Origin of the sequence: Aquiflexum lacus, from assembly GCF_015476655.1 — a bacterium.
Taxonomy (GTDB): domain Bacteria; phylum Bacteroidota; class Bacteroidia; order Cytophagales; family Cyclobacteriaceae; genus Aquiflexum; species Aquiflexum lacus.
The window spans coordinates 61,424-82,458 of the sequence record NZ_JABFHF010000014.1 but is presented as its reverse complement, the minus strand read 5'-3'; the positions used below and the strand labels follow the sequence as shown (position 1 = coordinate 82,458).

19 protein-coding genes are annotated in these 21,035 nt (G+C 38.5%); 10 read left to right on the top strand and 9 right to left on the bottom strand.

Going from position 1 to position 21,035, the window contains the following annotated elements:
* Positions 1–10: 10 nt before the first annotated feature.
* Both HMJ38_RS13875 and HMJ38_RS13870 read right to left on the bottom strand, forming a co-directional pair.
* Entirely contained in the window at positions 11–1,354 is a 1,344-nt protein-coding gene (locus HMJ38_RS13875) for a sensor histidine kinase (RefSeq protein WP_194975011.1), read from the bottom strand.
* A complete protein-coding gene (locus tag HMJ38_RS13870) occupies positions 1,344–2,726 on the bottom strand; it encodes a sigma-54-dependent transcriptional regulator (protein WP_194975010.1) in 1,383 nt (460 codons plus the stop codon). Before HMJ38_RS13870 ends, HMJ38_RS13875 begins: the two co-directional genes overlap by 11 nt.
* Before the next feature lie 216 nt (positions 2,727–2,942).
* Between HMJ38_RS13870 and HMJ38_RS13865 the strand changes: the two genes are divergently transcribed.
* Complete coding sequence (locus HMJ38_RS13865; RefSeq protein WP_194975009.1) at positions 2,943–3,371, top strand: FKBP-type peptidyl-prolyl cis-trans isomerase; 429 nt, start codon at positions 2,943–2,945, stop codon at positions 3,369–3,371.
* Positions 3,372–3,587: 216 nt separating this feature from the next.
* On the opposite strand, the gene HMJ38_RS13860 is transcribed toward HMJ38_RS13865, so the two are convergent.
* The 4 genes from HMJ38_RS13860 to rsfS form a co-directional block, all read right to left on the bottom strand.
* Complete coding sequence (locus HMJ38_RS13860; protein WP_194975008.1) at positions 3,588–4,418, bottom strand: hypothetical protein; 831 nt, start codon at positions 4,416–4,418, stop codon at positions 3,588–3,590.
* A complete protein-coding gene (locus HMJ38_RS13855; protein WP_194975007.1) occupies positions 4,415–5,176 on the bottom strand; it encodes a UDP-2,3-diacylglucosamine diphosphatase in 762 nt (253 codons plus the stop codon). Before HMJ38_RS13855 ends, HMJ38_RS13860 begins: the two co-directional genes overlap by 4 nt.
* Before the next feature lie 82 nt (positions 5,177–5,258).
* Positions 5,259–7,319 carry an ATP-dependent zinc metalloprotease FtsH gene (gene ftsH, locus HMJ38_RS13850; protein ID WP_194975006.1) on the bottom strand — a complete coding sequence of 687 codons (2,061 nt, stop codon included), beginning with the start codon at positions 7,317–7,319 and terminating at the stop codon, positions 5,259–5,261.
* 58 nt (positions 7,320–7,377) lie between these two features.
* Positions 7,378–7,725 carry a ribosome silencing factor gene (rsfS, locus tag HMJ38_RS13845; protein WP_194975005.1) on the bottom strand — a complete coding sequence of 116 codons (348 nt, stop codon included), beginning with the start codon at positions 7,723–7,725 and terminating at the stop codon, positions 7,378–7,380.
* Between the two features lie 91 nt (positions 7,726–7,816).
* Between rsfS and HMJ38_RS13840 the strand changes: the two genes are divergently transcribed.
* A complete protein-coding gene (locus HMJ38_RS13840) occupies positions 7,817–8,581 on the top strand; it encodes a biotin--[acetyl-CoA-carboxylase] ligase (protein WP_194975004.1) in 765 nt (254 codons plus the stop codon).
* Between the two features lie 72 nt (positions 8,582–8,653).
* On the top strand, positions 8,654–9,973 hold the full coding sequence (ahcY, locus tag HMJ38_RS13835) for an adenosylhomocysteinase (RefSeq protein ID WP_194975003.1): 1,320 nt from the start codon (positions 8,654–8,656) through the stop codon (positions 9,971–9,973).
* Positions 9,974–10,145: 172 nt separating this feature from the next.
* Here ahcY and HMJ38_RS13830 read toward each other — a convergent pair whose 3' ends face one another.
* Complete coding sequence (locus tag HMJ38_RS13830; RefSeq protein ID WP_194975002.1) at positions 10,146–10,964, bottom strand: hypothetical protein; 819 nt, start codon at positions 10,962–10,964, stop codon at positions 10,146–10,148.
* 278 nt (positions 10,965–11,242) lie between these two features.
* Between HMJ38_RS13830 and HMJ38_RS13825 the strand changes: the two genes are divergently transcribed.
* On the top strand, positions 11,243–12,115 hold the full coding sequence (locus tag HMJ38_RS13825) for an SDR family oxidoreductase (RefSeq protein WP_194975001.1): 873 nt from the start codon (positions 11,243–11,245) through the stop codon (positions 12,113–12,115).
* 236 nt (positions 12,116–12,351) lie between these two features.
* Here the strand turns inward: HMJ38_RS13825 and HMJ38_RS13820 are convergent, their stop codons facing one another.
* On the bottom strand, positions 12,352–12,882 hold the full coding sequence (locus tag HMJ38_RS13820) for a hypothetical protein (RefSeq protein WP_194975000.1): 531 nt from the start codon (positions 12,880–12,882) through the stop codon (positions 12,352–12,354).
* Positions 12,883–13,014: 132 nt separating this feature from the next.
* Here HMJ38_RS13820 and HMJ38_RS13815 point away from each other — a divergent pair, with 132 nt between their 5' ends.
* Positions 13,015–13,476, top strand: a complete 462-nt coding sequence (locus tag HMJ38_RS13815; RefSeq protein ID WP_194974999.1) for a hypothetical protein — start codon at positions 13,015–13,017, stop codon at positions 13,474–13,476.
* Complete coding sequence (locus tag HMJ38_RS13810; protein ID WP_194974998.1) at positions 13,473–14,105, top strand: hypothetical protein; 633 nt, start codon at positions 13,473–13,475, stop codon at positions 14,103–14,105. The genes HMJ38_RS13815 and HMJ38_RS13810 overlap by 4 nt, the downstream gene beginning before the upstream one ends.
* 64 nt (positions 14,106–14,169) lie before the next feature.
* Here the strand turns inward: HMJ38_RS13810 and HMJ38_RS13805 are convergent, their stop codons facing one another.
* A complete protein-coding gene (locus tag HMJ38_RS13805; protein WP_194974997.1) occupies positions 14,170–15,363 on the bottom strand; it encodes an ATP-binding protein in 1,194 nt (397 codons plus the stop codon).
* A gap of 269 nt (positions 15,364–15,632) precedes the next feature.
* On the opposite strand from HMJ38_RS13805, the gene HMJ38_RS13800 reads away from it, so the two are divergent.
* The 4 genes from HMJ38_RS13800 (at position 15,633) to HMJ38_RS13785 (ending at position 21,024) form a co-directional block, all read left to right on the top strand.
* Positions 15,633–15,923, top strand: a complete 291-nt coding sequence (locus tag HMJ38_RS13800; protein ID WP_194974996.1) for a hypothetical protein — start codon at positions 15,633–15,635, stop codon at positions 15,921–15,923.
* Entirely contained in the window at positions 15,920–16,321 is a 402-nt protein-coding gene (locus tag HMJ38_RS13795; protein WP_194974995.1) for a hypothetical protein, read from the top strand. The genes HMJ38_RS13800 and HMJ38_RS13795 overlap by 4 nt, the downstream gene beginning before the upstream one ends.
* A gap of 145 nt (positions 16,322–16,466) precedes the next feature.
* Positions 16,467–16,847, top strand: coding sequence for an HYC_CC_PP family protein (locus HMJ38_RS13790; protein WP_194974994.1), 381 nt, complete (start codon positions 16,467–16,469; stop codon positions 16,845–16,847).
* A 298-nt stretch (positions 16,848–17,145) separates the two neighbouring features.
* Positions 17,146–21,024: an efflux RND transporter permease subunit gene (locus tag HMJ38_RS13785; RefSeq protein WP_194974993.1), complete on the top strand. Its 3,879-nt coding sequence runs from the start codon at positions 17,146–17,148 to the stop codon at positions 21,022–21,024.
* The last annotated feature ends 11 nt before the right edge of the window (positions 21,025–21,035 follow it).

The window sequence follows — 21,035 nt, the reverse complement described above, 5'->3', positions numbered from 1 at the left end:
GCAATTATTTCTAAGCATTGAATATCAATTTGAAGGTTGTTCCTTCCCCAAGTTTTGATCTAACCTGAATATTGCCTTTGTGTCTCCGCATAATCTGCTTGGACAGACTCAATCCTATTCCTGATCCTTTCTTTTTTGTGGTAAAGAAAGGAATAAATATTTTGGGCAATGCATCTTCTTCAATTCCCCTTCCGCTGTCAGTTATTTCAAGGATTATTTTCCCGGATTCATCTATAAATGCATCAAGCGAAATTATTCTGCTTACTGTGTCCTCTACTGCCTGAATTGCATTTTGTATCAAATTGATCAAAACCTGTTCGATCAAGGTCTGATCACCAAAAAGAATCAAATTTTCAGGTTCGATATGTTTTTTGAACTGTATCTTATTGGTGTCAAACTGATGCTGCATCAAAGTTTCCAATTGGTCAAAAAGCCCCTTAAGCCTTATCGTTTGGAATTTTGGCGTGGGAATATGGGCAAGACTCCTGAAATCACTTACAAAATTGATCATGCCCTCACTTCTTTTTTCGATGGTGCTGAGGGCCATCAAATAATCTTCCAAATCATTCGGCTGGATGGGTTCATTGATATCCATCTTGGACTCCATATCGCCTTTCACGGTAGATGCCAAAGAAGAAATAGGAGCAATGCTGTTCATGATTTCATGGGTCAGGACGCGAACAAGGTTCTGCCAGGCCTCCATTTCCTTTTCCTCCAACTCACTCTGAATATTCTGAAGGGATACCAATTTGAATTTGGTGTCCCTTAAAACCAGTTCGATCACATAAACCGAAAGCTGCATGATACCATCAGGGTGGGCTATTTTGATCAGTTCACTTCCGCCTGTCCGAAGGGAATGAATGGCATGATGAAGTTCTTTATTGATTTTTTCAACCTCCGTTATATTATTGAGTTGAAGAATATTGAGCATTCTTTTGGCTGCTGTATTGACGATCTGTACTTTGCCATCCTCACCAAAGGTGATCAAACCGATACTCAGGTGTTGAAAGACCGAGCGAAAATATTGGTAATTGGCTTCTTTTTCTGCCTGATCCTCCAGAAGTTTTGCCAAAATGGCATTGAACTCAATATGTAGATCGTCAGTCTCAGTACCATCAAATTTGACAGGATAGACATTGGTGTAATTATCCTGCTTGATGTTATCTAGAAATTGCCTTACCTTTTTGAAAGAGCTTTCTGCATAACTGAGAAAAAAAACTATCTGAGCCAAAATCAAAATAATGAACAGGGATATGGCGAATACCCCTGCTCCATTTAGGATAAAATAAGCAAGTAAAAAAAGTGAAATAGCTAGGAGAATAATTCTACCTAATAAGCCAACCTTATAATCCATATTTTTCCAATCTTCTGTATAGGGAGGCTCTTGTCAATCCCAATTCTTTGGCCGCTTTGGAGATATTACCTCCATTTTTGTCAATTGCTTTTTGGATATAATTTTTTTCTACTTCGTCCAGATTGAAAGTATTTGGCACTGCAGCTTTTTCATTGGAAGGTTTTGCAGAAAGGAAAAAGAAATCCCTGCTATCCAATAATTCACCTTCAGCCATGATGATGGCCCTTTCAATGGCGTGTTGTAGTTCTCTGATATTACCGGGCCAGTTGTATTTTTGAAGCAATTGCATGGCGTTAGGAGAAAATCCTTTGAATTCCTTCCTATACTTCTGCGAATAGCTTTTCAAGAAATGATTCGCGAGTAAAGGAATATCATCCTGCCGGTCTCTTAATGGGGGAAGGAAAATTTCAACCGTATTGATCCTGTAAAGCAAATCCTGACGGAAAGTATTGTCCATCACCATATCATGAATATGCATATTCGTGGCACAGATCAATCGGATATCTACCGGTATGGATTTGTTGGTACCGATCCTGGTAACTTCTCTTTTTTGCAGAACAGTTAATAATTTTGATTGTAAGGGCATGCTAAGATTTCCTATTTCATCTAAAAATAGGGTTCCCTTGTCCGCAATTTCAAACCTTCCTGCACGGTCTTCCTTGGCATCCGTAAAAGAGCCCCTTTTGTGGCCAAATAACTCGCTTTCAAACAAAGTCTCAGTAATTGCCCCCATATCCACACCTACAAATATATCATCTCTTCTATGGGACCTGTCATGAATAGCTCTTGCAATCAATTCCTTTCCGGTTCCATTTTCTCCCAAAATCAAAATATTTGCATCAGTCTTGGCAACTTTGTCAATGATGGAAAAAATATTCTTCATTGAAGCACTTTGTCCAATGATATCCGCATAAGGTTTTTTGAGATCAGATTGTAATTGCTTCTGCTTGGTAGAAAGCTTCTCAACTTGATTGTAGCTGTCTTTCAGGCGGGAAGCAGCGTTGAGGGTGGCCAACAGTTTTTCATTTTGCCATGGTTTGAGGATAAAATCAGTTGCGCCTTCTTTCAATGCCTGAACGGCCATTTCCACATCTCCAAAGGCTGTAATTAGAATAACCACCGCCTTAGGATCAATTTCCTTTATTTGTTTAAGCCAATGAAATCCTTCCTTTCCTGATGTAGTATCATCCGTGAAATTCATATCAAGCAAGATGACATCATAGCTGTTGTTATTGATCAGAAAAGGGATCCTTCGGGGATCCTTTTCAATAGATACTTCTTTTGCATGTTTTTTTAACAACATTTTGGCAGCAAAGAGCAAGTCCTCATTGTCATCAATAATCAATATTTTTCCTAGTTGTTGGTTTTCCATTGGTTTTGGATTTTTTGCTATAATCTTCAATGACAAAATGGTGCCATAATTCAAAAGCCACTCTAAAGGAAGATTTAGCTATAAATCTAATAAAAATATGTTCATAAATGAACATGTCGTATTTAAAAACGGACATGAAGTGGCTCAATTACGGACAAGTTTTCAATCCAAAATGAAATGTATTACCTTTGATACTTTAACAAAAAATAATTTGATATGTCAGTAGCAAGTAAAGGCGATGCCGTTAAAGTACATTACACAGGGAGATTAACAGACGGAACCGTATTTGATTCATCCGAAAATAGAGATCCTCTTGGGTTTACTTTAGGCGATGGAAATATGATCAAAGGATTTGATGCCGCAGTTTTTGGTATGGGAGTGGGTGAAGAAAAAAGTATTACAATTCCATGCGTTGAGGCTTATGGAGAAAAGAGAGAGGATATGATGTTGGAAATCCCAATTGCGCAGGTTCCACCAAATATCAAACCTGAAATTGGAATGGAATTGTCACTTCAGAACCAAGCAGGACAGCCTGTTCCGGTGAAAGTTGCCCTAGTAGATGAAGAAAAAGTAACTTTAGATGCCAATCATCCTTTAGCAGGACAGGATTTGATTTTCGATATCAAATTGGTTGAAATCGCATAAATAAAATGGTTCTCCGCTACTTTGCCAGTAATCCAATATTTTACTTTAATCAGGTCGCCTGCCTGTCCGGTAGGAAGGGATGTATTTGACATTTCAGTTTCCTGTCAAGAATTATATTGAATTACCATTACTGGCATCATTGCGGACCTAAATGATTAAATATCATCGGATTAATAAAGGCCATTGGAGATATATCCTTCAATGGTCTTTTTTTGATTAAAATATGTCTTCTATAGTGGTTTTTGATTTGTCAAATATCCAAACTTGATTACTATCATAGAAATATACCTGATGTTGATTTACTAAAATACCTTTGGCTTTGATGCCTGATGGGAATTTGATTGATTCAACTTTCTCAGATTGGAAATTTAAAAAAACAATTTTTTCTTCCTCCAAATAGATCAGATACCCTTTCCAAAATCCCAATTTTTGGGTAGGCTTAGCATTCAGTTTTTTAATAAAATTACCTTGATTGTCAAGGATAAATACACCTTCATTTCTGATATTTAAAAAGAGCAGGTTTTGATATTCTTTAATATCCACTATGTCCAAAGAAGAACGGTCAATGATCAAATTCAAAGGCTGATTTTGGATGATCCTGTTACGCCTATAATCAAACTGCTTGAGAGATAAATCCGTCTCATCAAAAACCCAAATGATATTGTTGTTTCCAAGTGTGGCAGCCTTGGCAAGGTTGATCAAATCCATTGGGATGCGGTTTTCTGAAACAGGGTTCATAAATCTGTCTAAAATCCTGTATTCCTGTAAATCAGCAGAGAATGTAAAAATATTAACAGTCCAAAAAGCCTCCAATTGACTTAAACTTCCCTGTCTTGGAGGGGAGAAATTATTTAGAAATCCCCCGTCTTTACCATATTGATATAAGTTTCCCTCAAGGTCGGCAAGGAATAAAAAACCCTGATTGTCTAGCGAAATTTTATCCAATCTGGGAAAATCAATGATTTTGGGTATTCCCCAATCTTCTACCTGCCCCAATAGCTGAAGGCTTTGGCTGATGAATATCAATATGAGCAGTATGGATTTCAATTTTCAAATTTTTTGATTTCAAATTCTTCTCCATCAAATACGCCATAAGTAAATTGGTTTACCCATTCACCCAAGTTTAAATATCTTGATGAATTTCCTACAGGCAAATCCAAAGGAAGGTGTCTATGCCCAAAGATATAAAAATCAAAGTGTTGATTTTTTTCAACTTGCTTGCAATATGCCCAAATCCACTCATCCTCACCTTTAAAGTCATTTTCATTGTTTTGTAAACTGGTAATTCTGCTGCTTTTTGACCATTTTTGAGCCAAGCGAATCCCAAGATCTGGATGAAGCCATTTGAAAAACCATTGGCAAACAGGGTTTGTGAAAATCTTTTTAAGGACTTTGTATTGTCTGTCGCCGGGGCCTAAACCATCACCATGACCGATAAGAAACTTTTTATTTTCCACAAGTACTTCTATTGGATGGTCAAAGACAGGTATGCCTAGTTCCTTGGTGAAATAATCATCCATCCACAGGTCATGATTGCCATTGAAAAAGAAAATGGGTATGTCTCTTTCACGCAATTGCGCAATCTTGCCAAGGAAACGGATAAAACCTTTAGGAATTACCTTATCATATTCAAACCAAAAATCAAAGATATCTCCGACCAGAAATATCGCTGCGGCCTCATTTTGAATTGAATCCAACCATTTGATAATCTTGTCCTCTCTAATCTTACTGCTAGCATCATCAGGTGCGCCTAAATGGAAGTCAGAAGCAAAAAAAATCTTCTTTTGATGAAGTTTGATGTTCATATCTTTATGGGATTGGGCAAAGATAGCATGAAAATGAAAAAGCCTCCATTTAGGAGGCTTCTAATTTATGATACTTTTTTAATTATTCTTTGGTATCCTCTACTTTTAGTGGTTCTATTTCACCTACTTCTTCAGAACCATTTTTTGAATCTTCAATGGTAGGAGTTTCATCTTCTTTCTTTACCACCTTTTTAGTGAAAGCTTCATAAGTGGTTTCTTTGGCAAAAGGTCTTTTACCTATCAGGTTTTCCAAATCAGATTGGAACAATATCTCTTTTTCCAATAACTCTTTTGCTAATGTTTCAACTTCAGGTTTCTTACTTTTCAAAAGACTTTTGGTTCTTTCATAAGCAGAAGATATCAATTTCCTTACTTCTTCATCGATGGTTTCAGCAGTAGTCTCGGAATAAGGTTTTGTCATTTTGTATTCATTCGACTTGCTGTCATAAAAGGATACGTTACCGATTTTATCATTCATTCCATAGACAGAGACCATTGAATAAGCCATTTTAGTTACCCTTTCAAGATCACTTAATGCCCCTGTGGATATTTTCCCAAAAATGATTTCCTCAGCAGCCCTTCCACCCAATGTCATACACATCTCATCCATAAGCTGTTCTGTTTGGTAAAGAAACTGCTCTTTTGGAAGATATTGCGCATAGCCAAGAGCTGCGATACCTCTTGGGACAATACTTACTTTGACCAAAGGATCCGCATGCTCCAAGAACCAACCTGCTACTGCATGACCCGCTTCATGATAGGCTACAATTTTCTTTTCTTCAGGAGAAATGATTTTAGTTTTCTTTTCAAGACCACCAATCACCCTGTCAATTGCATCCTGAAAATCTTCCATGTCAACCGCAGTTTTGTTTCTTCTGGCAGCGATCAAAGCAGCTTCATTACACACATTGGCAATCTCAGCTCCCGCAAATCCTGGAGTTTGAGCTGCTATTTTTTTAGGGTCGATATCGTCAGCCGTTTTAATAGGTTTCAAATGAACTTTGAAAATGGCTTCTCTTCCAATGATGTCAGGTTTGTCAATACTAATCTGTCTATCAAATCTACCGGGTCTTAACAAGGCGCTATCCAATACGTCAGGACGGTTAGTGGCTGCAAGTACGATAACACCTGAATCTGTTCCAAAACCATCCATTTCTACCAGCAAAGAGTTCAATGTATTTTCTCTTTCGTCATTAGACCCAGGCATTTGCCCTTTACCTCTTGATCGTCCAATAGCATCTATTTCATCAATAAATATAATACAAGGTGCTTTTTCCTTGGCTTGCTTAAATAAGTCTCTTACCCTTGCTGCACCAACACCAACAAACATTTCCACAAAATCTGACCCTGATAATGTAAAGAAAGGTACTCCGGCTTCTCCAGCCACGGCTTTCGCCAATAAAGTTTTTCCTGTTCCTGGAGGTCCTACTAATAGAGCACCTTTCGGAATTTTACCTCCCAGTTTGGTGAACTTTGATGGGTTTTTTAGAAATTCAACAATTTCCTGAATTTCTTCTTTGGCTTCATCCAATCCGGCCACATTGTCAAAGGTTATTTTGACTTTATTTTCAGCATCAAATAGCTGTGCTTTGGATTTTCCAACATTGAATATCTGACCACCTGGACCGCTTGGACCTGCCATTCTTCTCATCATTATCCAGAAAAAGAGAAATAAAATAATCAAGAATCCAAAACTTGAAAACCAATTCGTCCATGATTCCTCATTTTTAACAGAATAGGCGATCCTTTGATTCTCAGGTACGCTACTTTCAAGGTCCTCAAAGTCTTTTTCAAATTTTTCGGCACTTGCAACTTCAATTGAGTAATGGGGTCCCAAGGGATTGAAAAACGGACTGTTGGACTCAAGTTCGTTTTTATATTTTTGATTTTCGAGTGCTGACTCCTTGAGAGTTACATCAATTCGATTTTGATTTCTAATGATGGTAACCTTAGCAACATCATTGGCCAAATACATGTCCTCAAACTTACTTTTGGTGATGTTGATTACATTGGTTCTTTGGTTGAACCAAGTGATACCTACCAAAACAATAACAGCTGTAATGATCAACCACAGTTGAAGATTAGGCTTCTGAGGGGTTTTTGGAAGGAAATTTTTACTTTTGTTTTTATTCGTATCGCTCATTATATTTTCGTCAAGCTTTTTTTAAAACGATTTAAGGTGGTTAAAGTTCAAAACAATTTTAAGATCCGATTCTGGTAACTTTCGCATCACCCCAAAGATCTTCAAGACCATAAAATTCTCTTTTATCTTTAAGAAAAACATGGGCCACTACATTGATATAGTCAATCAAGATCCATTGTTTATTGTTTTTGCCCTCGCTTCTGTAAGGTTTTTCTTTTAACCGTAGGGTGACTTCTTCAATTGAATCTGAAATAGATTCAATTTGTGTATCAGAGTTTCCGGAACAGATCACAAAAAAATCAGTAAACGAATTTTTTACATTTCTCAAGTCCATTACAACAATGTCGGAAGCCTTTTTTTCTTCCATTCCCTTTACGATTAATTTGCTCAGCTCTTCTGCTGTCATATATTTTTTAGTGTATTTTTACAATTTAAACTTTTATGTACTAAGAATCAAAATCTAATTCCTGATTGATTTGCAAATAAAGTAATTTGAAATGTATAAAATCCTTGCCAATACGCTTTTTTTGGGTAAAGATATTATTTACCTGACAGACTGTCACTCTACAAATGATGAAGCACACGATAGGCTCCGTAAAAGGGAGGTTGCAGAAGGGAGTGTGGTGATCACAGACAATCAAACTAAGGGAAAAGGCCAAAGAGGAAATCAGTGGCATTCTGAAAAAGGAAAAAACCTGACTTTTTCCCTTGTCCTTCAACCGAGATTTCTTTCTCCATCAGAACAGTTTTTTTTAAACATTGTTATTTCACTTTCAATATTAGACTTTTTTTCCGATTACATTCAGGATATACGAATCAAATGGCCCAATGACATAGTGCATATTACAGATGGGAAATTGGGTGGTATCTTAATAGAAAATTTCATTAGTCAGTCTGCCTTGGAATCATCAATTGTTGGAATTGGTTTAAACATCAATCAACGTGATTTTTCAGTGTCAAATGCATGTTCTTTGGCACAACTTGCAGGACAGGATTTTGATAAATGGGAGTTATTGAGGGGGTTGATCAAACATATTGAAAATAGATATATCCAATTTAGGAAAGTAAAAAGAGAGTTATTGAGGGAGGAGTACCTTTTAAAGTTGTTTAGATTTAATGAATGGAGTGATTTTGAAGACGAAGAAATTTTCAGGGGTAGAATCAAAGGGATTACAGAGGAAGGAAAACTGGTCATAGAAAAAGAAAACGGTCATTTCCAACATTATGCATTTAAAGAGGTTAAGTTCTTATTTGGAAATTAATTTTCTTATAAATCTAATTGGGTTAATTTTGCATTTATAAAAATGAAATTATAAAACATACGAATATATATTATGTCTGAAATCAAATCAAAAGTATACACACCTTTCAAAGTAAAGGATATTTCTTTGGCTGAGTGGGGAAGGAAGGAGATCAAATTAGCGGAAGCGGAGATGCCGGGGCTTATGGCCATAAGAGAAGAATATGGGCCTTCCCAACCATTAAAAGGAGCAAGAATCGCAGGATGTCTTCACATGACTATTCAGACAGCAGTTCTGATAGAGACATTAACGGCGTTAGGAGCTGAGGTAACTTGGTCATCTTGCAATATTTTTTCAACCCAAGACCATGCCGCGGCGGCAATTGCAGCTTCAGGTGTTTCAGTTTATGCTTGGAAAGGGATGACCGCTGAGGAGTTTGATTGGTGCATAGAGCAGACCATTTTCTTCGGTGAAGAAAAAAATCCTTTAAATATGATTCTTGATGATGGTGGAGACCTGACCAATATGGTGTTGGACAACTATCCGGAACTTGTGTCAGGTATCAAAGGTCTTTCTGAGGAAACTACCACAGGTGTACACAGGCTCTATGAAAGAATGAAAAAAGGAACGCTTCCCATGCCTGCTATCAATGTGAATGATTCTGTGACTAAGTCAAAGTTTGACAATAAATACGGATGTAAAGAATCACTTGTGGATGCTATCAGAAGGGCTACCGATATCATGATGGCCGGTAAAGTGGCTGTTGTAGCAGGCTACGGTGATGTTGGAAAAGGCTCAGCAGCATCTTTGAGAGGTGCAGGTGCAAGGGTAATTGTCACTGAAATCGATCCGATTTGCGCACTACAGGCAGCTATGGACGGATTTGCTGTTAAAAAAATGGTGGATGCAGTTAAAGAAGCTGATATTGTCGTGACCGCAACAGGCAATAAAGATATTATATCTGAAAAACACTTCCGTTCGATGAAGGATAAAGCCATTGTCTGCAACATCGGTCATTTTGACAATGAAATTGATATGTCATGGTTGAACAAGACTTATGGACAGACCAAAGATGTGATCAAACCACAAGTGGATCTGTATAACATTGATGGAAAAGAAATCATCGTGCTTGCTGAAGGAAGACTCGTAAACTTGGGCTGTGCCACAGGACACCCTTCATTCGTGATGTCCAACTCCTTCTCCAATCAGACTTTGGCTCAACTGGAACTTTGGACCAATACGGACCAATATGAACCTGGAGTCTATGTACTTCCAAAACATTTGGATGAAAAAGTAGCTGCTCTTCATTTGGCTAAGTTGGGAGTTGAGTTGGATACCCTTTCTAACGATCAGGCAGAATATATCGGTGTGACTCCTGAAGGACCTTACAAGCCTGAATATTACAGGTATTGATTAAAATATCCGATAAAAACAATAAGGCTGCTCTTTCAATTAGGGTAGCCTTTTTTTATTTAAAATAGGATCTAAGAATATCATTTGAAGTGTTTTTGGATTTTTTGAAAAAGCTCAAAAAGGTCTTTTTTTATAAAAAGGGAAGGATTTTGAGATATTTCAAAGGTAATTGTCATTGCCTAAAAACCATGACCCTGCCATCCTGAAGTGTTATAGTTGCTATATTGTTACAATCAGATTCTTGTTCATAAATTAAATTATGTGAAACTGATTGGGTTTCATTTCTGAAAATCTGCCAATTTTCTGCTCCTTGGTTTGGTGTAACAAATCCGGAATCTAAACATGAAACATTATAGCGTTTTGGGCTTGATTGAATCATTTTTATTGGTCTACCAGTAATATTTCTTCCTTCCAAACTTCCTGATGAGGTGAATTCTTTCAATATCTGATTTTCGAAGACAAGGTTGTGAACAATTTCCCCGTCTAGTCTTGTTGAAGATCCTGATTCATTGATAATCAAGATGTCCTCAAAAGTTTCTTTCCTTCGATTGGGGTTTATGAGACTTCTGATTTGTTTGAAATCTCTTGTTCCTTCGATTGAATTCCCTTTTACTTTGTAATCTTCATATTCCAACCTTGTGATACTTTCCAATACATTGGTAGTAATATATTTGATATTGATCTTTCCAGATCTCTTAAGATTATGATTGGAGGCGCATTGGCTTTGGGAACTGAATTCGAGTGTCACTATTTTTTCTCCTTCATTCACTGTTATCTCCGGACATCCTGGCAATGGTAGTGAATCGATTTTTTTAAAATCTTCAATTGTCTGAAATGCAAAAAACAAAGATTCTTCTAAGGCAAGTGAGATCCTGAAGATTTCATTGCCTTCCGCTTGAAGGTCAGTAGTGATTACCTTGTCAACATCTCCCGTACAAGAGGAAATTATGGCCATGATATAAATGGAATACAAAAATTTGTTCATTTTCATTTTTTATTGCTGTAAAGCTAATTCCAATTGAGATAATATATCCACAATGATACAAGTATAGGGCAAAATCTCCAATACCCTTGGGTGGGCCAATGGTTTGCTGCCCACTTCCTACTTCGGACTTCGGTCTTCCAGCCATTGATATAGAAAACTTCCGCAACTTGCATTTATGGTGATATTCATAACAGATAATGAAAATGATGCCAAAATCATTTAGCAGAGACTTTTTTTTACTTGGTGTATTATCTATCTTCAGCGGTAATTAAACCCAAAAATATATGTCATACAATGAAGGAATGCTCAGAGATGGAGCATTAAAAGGAAAAACCATTCTGGTTACAGGTGGAGGAACCGGCCTTGGAAAGTCCATGGGTCTCTATTTTTTGAAATTAGGGGCAAATCTTGTAATAACCAGTAGGAAGCTGGATGTATTGCAAGGGACAGCCAAGGAAATGGAATCGGAGACAGGAGGAAAAGTGCTGCCATTGGCATGTGATGTGAGGGAAATAGATCAGGTAGAAAAGATGTATGCAGATGCAGTCGCCCATTTTGGAAAAGTGGATGTAGTTTTGAACAATGCAGCAGGCAATTTTATCAGTCCTACAGAAAGGCTTTCAACCAATGCGTTTAATACCGTCTTGGATATTGTTTTGAAGGGAACAGCCAATGTCACCATGACCGCAGGGAAACATTGGATCAAGGAAAAGCAACCCGGGACATTTTTGAATATCGTTACGACTTATGCGTGGACCGGTTCAGGTTATGTCGTACCAAGTGCTGCAGCCAAGGCAGGTGTATTGGCTATGACGAGGTCATTGGCAGTAGAATGGGCCAAATATAAAATCAGGTCCAATGCCATTGCCCCAGGACCATTTCCTACCGAAGGTGCTTGGAGTAGATTACTGCCCGGAGATCTGGTCAAAAAGTTTGATCCTGCAAAGAAAGTCCCGGTTGGAAGGGTAGGGGACCATCAGGAATTGGCTAATATTGCCGCTTACTTGGTTTCTGATTTTTCATCTTATGTAAATGGAGAAGTGATTACCATTGATGGTGGAGAGTGGCTTAAAGGAGCAGGGGAATTCAATAACCTGGATTTGATACCTCAGGAAATGTGGGATATGATGGAGGCTTCCAGAGGAAAAAAGGAATGAGCCCCAAAGTGGTTTGGGGCTATTTGAAAGCAAAATGGAAAATCAGAAATTTATAATGAGGCTGTCATTATGAGTTGAACGCTGATGACGCTGTTGGAGCAGATTTTCATTGATTTTTTCCTGTGGATATCTGCAAAATCAGCCTGATCAGCGTTCCAAAAATAATTCTCCAAACGTTTGCTTTATTTGATTTTATAAAGAGGCTATAAACATTTGGTACAGCCTCATATTCAAAATCATCGATCTTCTTTGAAAATTGGTGCTTTCTTGAATGGCAACATCATGGTATTGTCCCAACTGGCAAGCACTTTCGACACGTTGCCATCATCAAGGGAAGTGGTTTCGATAATGTACCATCTGTTATTGTTTTCAGTGCCTACGGCTATGATATGGACATCAGAAGATACTTTTCCTCCGGGAACTTTTGAAACAGTGGTGACAGGAACTATGGCATGGGTCTCTTCACCGGTTTTTGTCAATTGTAAAGGTGGTTTGATCGTATACTGCTGGAGGAGCATTCCTTTTTTACTTTGGGTTTCATGAATCAGGACTAAGGATTTTTTTACATTTTCAGGACCACCTGCTTTTTCAATGACATCAGGATAGGTAAATCCTACCAAAGTTTCATAATCTTCACATAACTTGGCATTGAAATAAGCTTGGGCGGCTGCTTGAATGTCAATTTCGACAGGTGTTTGGGCCGAAATTCCAGAACTGATTACCAAGAAGATAACCAACAGTAAAAGGTTGTTTTTGTGCTTTAACATGAGATAGATAATGTTTGGGTGATGGGCGAAGATATCTAAAACTAAGAATTGTGCAAAAACTTATTTTAAATTTTTATGAATAATTAAACAAGTTTTGAGAAGTCTTTTGTTTTTAGTTTTATTTGCTTCTATATGAAATCAAAAAAGGTATTTGGATTGCTTTTGATATTGACGATCTTCATTTATGCTTTCACGTGCGAGGAAGTATATGAGGACAATTCATTCATTACTTTCCAGGGAAAAATTACAGATGAATTCAATCAGAATATTTCTGGATTGGATTTGATTTTTGGACAAGAAATTTCCGATTATTGGTATTCTAGATCAGAGCAGGATAGATTTGAATATGATAGTCTTGAAAATGCTTTGTCCAGAAGGATAAGTTTAGGTAAGACTGATGGTTCGGGTAATTTTAAATTCCTCCATCCGGAAAAAAAAATAACAAGGTTTTTTGTTTACACGGACACCAATAAACTTTTCAGATATTTGGAAAGAGGCACGTTAGTGGAAAGAAATTATATATCGTTTGAATGGGATCAAGAAACCGGACAATATGCCAAGACTATCAAAAATATTCAGATTGTAAATCCATGAAAACCCCAGCGATTATTTTTCTTTTATTGGCTTGTTTTTTTACCCAGTTTATACAAGCCCAAGGTATGCGTTATGAACATTCAGACAGGGATGAAATTTCAATTTTTTCATGGGGAGTACAGACCCAATACGCTCCTTTTCTGGGAGATAATTTCCTGTCAGGACACTACGACCACCGTCCGGGATATATTTTGGAGACAAGATTTGGCTTAAAAGATTTTGTCGGATTTGGGGCTTATTTGGGAAAAAGCAGGGCGGAGATAAAAGAACCAACAATCCTCGGCAATGACTTCTTAGCTGGCAAATTCAGGGATTCAGGCTTCTTTCTTTACTATCAATATTTTTTCATGGAAAGGTTCGGGATTGAGCCTCAATTGGGTTATGGGTTTCTATCTATCAAGCATGAAGGTCAGGGGGATAGTTTTAAATTAAACTATCAGAATGCCTTTGTGGGCCTTAATGGCAACTTTTACATTACCGCAAAAAGAGATTTGGTTCTTTTTGGTGGTGTAAGGTATGCCAGGTATTTCACCAACAGCATTTCCATCCATGAAGATGACTTGGCATTTGTCCGAACATCCCAGCGATTGATTCTCCAAGCAGGTTTTAGATGGGAGATCTTCAGGTAAAATCCTTTTTGAAAATCAGCCTTGGGCCAATATCTACAATTGGAATTTTTGCGTTATCGACTTTTCAATATAAAAAACCGAATAACCAAAGCGGAATCTTCTTGGGATTGCCGTACTCGATGTCATCTGCGGCGATATAGCTGTTTTTGACACCCTGAATCTGCTCGGTGGTTTTGTTTTTTCCGCCTACTTCAAAGATGTATTTACCATTGATCCTAAAATCTCCGTCTTTCACATACTCCACGGTATGGGCATGTGAAAGCTGATTGATAAAGAATGTCTCTCTCAAGTTACCCAAGTCAGCGTTTTTTGGAGTGAAGGCAAACTGGAAGTTGGTGTTTTCCAGGTAGATTTTTTCCGGCTTTTGCATTTGGGTAATTCCTTTAATGTCCTTGTAGAGATTTTTGGTCAAATGGGCTTCTTGCAGGAAAAAGAGGTAACTCACCAAAGTGTTCCGGTTGATGCCTATGCGCTCGCTAAGCTTGGTTACATTTGGAATAAATGGCACCGACTCGGAAATGATATGCAGCAGGTGCTTCAACTTGGGAATGTATGAAATATCCACACTCCGCAGCAGCGGCAACTCGATCTCCAAGGTCATATTCACGACTTCCTCCAAGCGCTGATGGTAAAGATCCGGCACTTCCTGAAAGAAGGGGAAGTAACCATGGTTCAGGTATGCACCAAAATGTTCCAAAGGTTTTACCTTTTGTAAGACTTCTCTTGCAATGGAAACATGGTTTTCAATCAGATTTTCCAAGCTGTGTACCTGAAATTCATTTCCCGTCCTGATCGCCAGGAACTCTCTGAAAGACAATCCCTGCATGTGGTAAATCACTGCTCTTCGGCTGAGGTCAGCGCGTGCATTCAGGATTTCCAGCATGGACGAACCTGTAAACACAATTTTTAATTCCGGGAAATCGTCGTAGATGTTTTTGATTTCGATGGACCAATTGGGGTATTTATGTACCTCGTCCAGGAATAAGTATTTTCCTCCTCTTTTGACAAAATGATCCACCATATCCACCAGACTATTCTGTGCAAACCAGATATTGTCCAAACTCACGTATAAAGTGGTATGGTCAATGGGTAAATTTTTCTTGATGTATTGGAGCAACAGGGTGGTTTTTCCAACTCCCCTTGGCCCTTTGATGCCTATCAACCTTGCCTCCCAACGGATCTTATCGATCATGCTCCGGATAAAGTCGAGAGAAGTAGTGTCAATCTTCTTTAAAAACTTTTCATCTATGGATTCCATAATATCGCTTATTTAGATAAGCAAAAATATATAATTATACTTTATATAGAAAGCTTTATTGGATTTAATTGCTTAATATGATAAGCGAAAAATAATAAAAGCTGCTTTACGTGTTAATCATTCTGGTAACCAACTGAAGTAAATTTGGATCACAACCTTTATTTTTTTAGTTTCATTTATGTTTTAATTAATCATTTAATCACTAAATCATGGATTATTTCACAATGATTTTAGCAAATTAACTGGCTTTAAAAATAGAATTTTGATATATGGGAAAGGTTAAATTATCAATATTTCTGGCTCTATTTCTAGTTTCAGGAAAATCCATAGCCCAGTTTTCATTGGGGCTTGATATGATTTCCAGAAAGGAGTTTTTTCAATACGATGATCCCGGTAATTTGATCTTACCCGATGGTTTTAGCCACCTGTCTTATGGGGTATTTGGGAAATATTTATTTGAAAATAGCATATTTATAGAATCCGGGGTTTATTGGTTTTCTTATGGAAGGAGTTTAAATTTTAGACCTGATCCTGGTCAGAACTTTTTTTTGAGACCTTGAGCAATCCTGAGAGATTCTTAACCATTCCTATTCGGGTAGGCTATAAATTTGACCCATTAAGTCCCTTTTCAGAATTTATTAATAAACTAAATATTCAGCCTTTTGTAGGTTTTGCAACATCTTTCAACAGCCATATTGGCCAGAAAGGTACTGGGCCAAACCAAAGAATTATAAATGAAAGGAGTTCCAATACCTATTTTGAAGGGGGATTGGGCTTGGGTTACAGGGTTTTTAGGAAAATAGAAGTAATGTTCCAATATAGCTTTCTGAAAGGGAACCATGATTTTGTTAGAAGGGAAGTACATTATATTGGGACTTCGGGAGATATGGTTCATTCCACTATCATTTCTGACGGTTCGGCAAGGCATTGGCTTTTGAGGTTTCAGTATAATTTTTGATTTTAAACAAACATCCCCATTATCGCATAAAACTTCGTGCCTTTCCGCCGTAGTGTTCAAAAATTCCAAGAATAATAAATTCAAACAAAAATTATATAACTTTACTGATCAGAACCTTCTTACATTTGTTTCGTAGTTATTCCCCGTGAAGTCATTCATCAAAATAGCGCTCCTTGTATTCTATGTGTTTTTCAACGCAGGGTTGAGCTATTCCATGCATTATTGTGGAGATGATTTCCAAAGAATCAATGTTTTTGAAGAATACAAAACCTGCTGTGAGTCCAATGTACCCATGCCAGGTTGTTGTGATGATGTTTCTAATTTGGAGCTTCCCAATACAGATCAGCAGATTTCGGATATTTTGGATTTTCAGCCTCAAATTTTTGAGCTGCTTACTTTTGATGCTCCATATGAATTACCTGTTTTTTTTACAGCTATAGAAGAGAAAACAGCTTTTGCCGATTCCTCCCCACCCATATTTCAAAACACGCCGATTTATATTTTTTATCAGGTATTCCTGATATGATTTTTTCTTTCTAAGGTGAAAGGATTGAATAGCCACAAAGTCTCGAACCTGCCTGTCGGCAGACAGGGCCACAAAGAAATCTGGAGTTTCTTTCGTAATTTAAAAAGTAATTTCTGATTGAAGACCTGTCTGGTTTTCAAAATTTGAGAGGTCTGGCACATCTACTCGTAGGTTTCTTTGATATTTCGCAACAAGGCTTGATATCATTGGCAATATCAATAAGTATCAAATATCCACAAATATCTGTATCCACAAGTATCATTTTAATTCAGATTAAAAGAGGTTAATTCAAGATCTTATGCTCAATAAAACCATCAAATTTTTTCTCGAAAACAAACTGGTCACAGTCATTCTCCTCGTGCTTGTTGTAGCCTGGGGGATTGTTACGGCACCTTTCAATTGGAACACAGGTTTCTTGCCCAGTGATCCAGTTCCCGTTGATGCCATTCCTGATATCGGGGAAAATCAGCAAATTGTCTTTACAGATTGGATGGGGCGTTCACCCCAGGATGTAGAGGATCAGATTACTTATCCACTGACCACTTCCCTCTTGGGTTTACCTGGTGTAAAGTCTATCAGGAGCACCTCTATGTTTGGGTTTTCTTCCATTTACATCATTTTTGAGGAGGATGTAGAGTTTTACTGGAGCCGTTCCAGAATTTTAGAAAAGCTTAATTCACTTTCTTCAGGCTTATTACCAGATGGGGTACAGCCAAAGCTGGGTCCTGACGCTACAGGATTGGGTCAGGTATATTTTTATACTTTGGAAGGCAGGGATGAAAAAGGTAATCCTGCAGGAGGTTGGGATTTACATGAACTGAGAAGTATACAGGATTATTATGTGCGCTATGGTCTGGCCGGAACAGAGGGCGTAGCCGAAGTTGCCAGCATCGGAGGGCATGTGAAGGAGTATCAAGTGGACTTGGATCCTGTAGCCATGAAAGCCCACAATGTCTCCATGATGCAGGTGATGAACGCCATCAAGCAATCCAATTTGGACATTGGTGCCAATACGATGGAGATCAATCAGGTGGAGTTTATCGTGCGAGGATTGGGCTATGTGAAGTCTTTGGAAGATATTGAGAAAGCAGTGGTGAAGGTGAGCAACAATGTTCCTTTGCGCATCCAGGATATCGCAAAAGTCAATATTGGACCGGCTAGCCGAGCCGAAAGGGCGATATTGGATAAAGGTGGTGCGGAAGCTGTAGGTGGTGTCGTGGTGGCTCGCTATGGAGATAATCCCTTGCAGGTCATTGATGCCATCAAATCTAAAATTGGAGAGATTTCACCTGGACTTCCAAGCAAAACACTTGAAGACGGGACAGTTTCCAAAGTGACAATAGTTCCATTTTATGATCGTTCGGGTCTGATTAAAGAGACTTTGAGTACCCTAAATGAAGCTATCAGCCTGCAGATTCTAATTACCATCATAGTCATCATGGTGATGGTCTATAACCTTAGGGCTTCCTTGTTGATTTCTGCACTATTGCCATTGGCGGTTTTAATGTGCTTTATCATGATGAAGTATTTTGGGGTGGATGCAAATATTGTGGCATTGTCCGGAATTGCTATTGCCATCGGAACCATGGTAGATTTGGGGATTATTCTAAATGAAAATATTCTCCGACATCTTGAAGAATCAGATGAGAAGAAAACCAAACTCCAGATAATTTATGAAGCCACAGCTGAAGTAAGTTCAGCCATTCTTACTGCAGTGATGACAACCATCGTCAGTTTCTTACCAGTATTTACACTTCAGGCTGCTGAGGGAAAGCTCTTTGGTCCATTAGCATATACCAAAACGTTCGCATTGATTGCTGCTTTGATTTTTACTTTGGTATTTATGCCTGCTTTTGCACATTGGGTTTTCGGGGCTAAAGTCAAATCCAAGAATTACAGAACAATCCTCAATTTCCTGATGGCTTTTGCAGGCTTTGTTTTGCTCTTTTATTTTTCCTGGGCAGGTTGGGTTTTGTTGGCTTTTGCAGCCAATCAATTAATTCATCATTTCTTCCCACAGCAAACAAAAAACGGCAAATTTAAAAATCAGATTTCCATGTTGATTGCTGTGGTGGCAGTTTCAGTGCTATTGGCCTTTGAATGGAGGCCGCTAGGCCTTACACAGCCCGTACTGGTGAATTTCTTTTTTATTGGTATAGTGTTGGGTTTTGTATTGGGACTTTTTTCTCTGTTCATCCGCTTCTATTCCCACATGTTGAAATGGTGCTTGGAACACGCAAGGATTTTCTTCATGATTCCTGTCCTAATCATTCTCTTCGCCGCTAATGTTTGGTTGGGCTTCAATACTGTTTTCGGTTTTATAGCCAAAGGATTTGACCAAATTGGGTGGAATATCCGAACTGCCTCACCTTGGTCAGGACTTACGCATGCCCTACCAGGAATGGGAAAGGAATTTATGCCTGCCTTGAACGAGGGTTCATTCCTATTGATGCCTACTTCCATGCCACATTCTGGGGTGGAGGCTAATATGCAGATTGTAAAGCAACTCGATATGTTGGTACAGGCTATTCCTGAGGTAGAAATGGTGGTAGGAAAAGCAGGAAGAGCAGAGAGCCCCTTGGATCCAGCGCCTATGTCCATGTACGAAAATATCATCAATTACAAAACAGAATATCTGCAAGATGATGATGCCCGCAAACTCAGATTCAAAGTGGACAGAGAGGGAAATTATCAATTGCTGGTAAATGAAAAAAACTGGTGGTACGATCGTAGTGATGGAGCTATTTGGGATGATGACAAGAATTATATGGATGAAGCCCAAAGAAGGGTTGTGACTCGTAACATATCAAAATACTTAGTTTCTGACGAAAAGAGAGGGCAGTATTTCCGACAATGGAGAGATGAAATCCGGACTCCTGATGATATCTGGGATGAAATTCAAGTCCGTACCTCCAATATTCCTGGTGTAACCTCCGCGCCAAAGTTGCAGCCCATTGAGACACGTTTGGTGATGTTGCAGACGGGTATGCGTGCGCCAATGGGTATGAAAGTGTATGGGCCTGATTTGGAAACCATCGAAAACTTCAGTCTAAAACTGGAATCCCTCCTTAAAGAAGTGCCTTCTGTCAAAGCTGAGGCAGTATTTGCTGACCGGTCATTGGGCAAGCCTTATATGGAAATCGACCTGGACAGAACTCAGTTAGGCAGGTATGGGCTAAATATTGCTGATGTGCAGGAATTTATAGAAGTAGCTATCGGAGGAATGACGTTAAGTACCACTGTTGAGGGAAGGGAGAGATATGCCATTCGTGCTAGATATGCGAGAGAGTATAGAGATGATCCTGAGGCATTGAGGAAAATTTTGGTCAGTACCCCAACAGGAGCACAGATTCCTTTGGGACAGTTGGCTGAAATCAATTATCGCCCAGGTCCAATGATGATCCGTGGTGAAAACACCTTTTTGGTGGGCTATGTGCTATTTGACAAAAGAGATGGTTTTGCAGAAGGAACTGTAGTAGATAATGCAAAAGATTTTATTATACAAAAAATTACCTCAGGAGAATTGGAAGTGCCAGCAGGTGTTTCCTATACCTTCTCCGGAAGTTATGAAAATCAAATCCGAGCAGAAAAACGCTTGGCAATTGTGATTCCGCTTTCATTAGCTGTGATTTTCCTGATACTCTATTTTCAGTTCAGGTCAACAGCCATGGTTTTGATGATTTTCTCAGCAATTGCCATGGCATTTTCAGGAGGATTCCTGATGCTTTGGCTGTATGGTCAGGGTTGGTTTTTTGATTTTAGTTTTATGGGAACCAACATGCGGGAGCTCTTCCAAATGCGGACCTTCAATCTTTCCGTAGCAGTATGGGTAGGTTTTATAGCCCTCTTTGGTATTGCCACCGATGATGGCGTGGTAATGGGAACATACTTGAAACAAAGTTTCGAAAGAATTCAGCCGGAAAATATAAAGGAAGTCCGAAAAGCAGTATTAGAAGCTGGTCTGAAAAGGGTAAGGCCCTGTCTGATGACCACAGCAACGACTTTGCTGGCTTTGCTTCCTGTATTGACAAGTTCAGGAAGAGGTTCCGACATCATGATTCCCATGGCTATACCGGCTTTTGGGGGGATGACGGTTGCACTTATTTCTCTGTTTATTGTTCCGGTACTTTATGGGAAGTATCAGGAAATAAAGTTGAAATATGCTGAAGCGAAATAAAGTAGAAATAT

What these genes read in the sequence shown, in the direction of transcription:
- HMJ38_RS13785 (WP_194974993.1), top strand. Translation starts at nt 17,146, where the DNA reads ATGCTCAATAAAACCATCAAATTTTTTCTCGAAAACAAACTGGTCACA.
- HMJ38_RS13840 (WP_194975004.1), top strand. Translation starts at nt 7,817, where the DNA reads ATGTATAAAATCCTTGCCAATACGCTTTTTTTGGGTAAAGATATTATT.
- HMJ38_RS13810 (WP_194974998.1), top strand. Translation starts at nt 13,473, where the DNA reads ATGAAAACCCCAGCGATTATTTTTCTTTTATTGGCTTGTTTTTTTACC.
- HMJ38_RS13815 (WP_194974999.1), top strand. Translation starts at nt 13,015, where the DNA reads ATGAAATCAAAAAAGGTATTTGGATTGCTTTTGATATTGACGATCTTC.
- HMJ38_RS13825 (WP_194975001.1), top strand. Translation starts at nt 11,243, where the DNA reads ATGTCATACAATGAAGGAATGCTCAGAGATGGAGCATTAAAAGGAAAA.
- HMJ38_RS13830 (WP_194975002.1), bottom strand. Translation starts at nt 10,964, where the DNA reads ATGAAAATGAACAAATTTTTGTATTCCATTTATATCATGGCCATAATT.
- HMJ38_RS13855 (WP_194975007.1), bottom strand. Translation starts at nt 5,176, where the DNA reads ATGAACATCAAACTTCATCAAAAGAAGATTTTTTTTGCTTCTGACTTC.
- HMJ38_RS13865 (WP_194975009.1), top strand. Translation starts at nt 2,943, where the DNA reads ATGTCAGTAGCAAGTAAAGGCGATGCCGTTAAAGTACATTACACAGGG.
- HMJ38_RS13805 (WP_194974997.1), bottom strand. Translation starts at nt 15,363, where the DNA reads ATGGAATCCATAGATGAAAAGTTTTTAAAGAAGATTGACACTACTTCT.
- rsfS (WP_194975005.1), bottom strand. Translation starts at nt 7,725, where the DNA reads ATGACAGCAGAAGAGCTGAGCAAATTAATCGTAAAGGGAATGGAAGAA.
- HMJ38_RS13820 (WP_194975000.1), bottom strand. Translation starts at nt 12,882, where the DNA reads ATGTTAAAGCACAAAAACAACCTTTTACTGTTGGTTATCTTCTTGGTA.
- ftsH (WP_194975006.1), bottom strand. Translation starts at nt 7,319, where the DNA reads ATGAGCGATACGAATAAAAACAAAAGTAAAAATTTCCTTCCAAAAACC.
- HMJ38_RS13800 (WP_194974996.1), top strand. Translation starts at nt 15,633, where the DNA reads ATGGGAAAGGTTAAATTATCAATATTTCTGGCTCTATTTCTAGTTTCA.
- HMJ38_RS13870 (WP_194975010.1), bottom strand. Translation starts at nt 2,726, where the DNA reads ATGGAAAACCAACAACTAGGAAAAATATTGATTATTGATGACAATGAG.
- HMJ38_RS13875 (WP_194975011.1), bottom strand. Translation starts at nt 1,354, where the DNA reads ATGGATTATAAGGTTGGCTTATTAGGTAGAATTATTCTCCTAGCTATT.
- ahcY (WP_194975003.1), top strand. Translation starts at nt 8,654, where the DNA reads ATGTCTGAAATCAAATCAAAAGTATACACACCTTTCAAAGTAAAGGAT.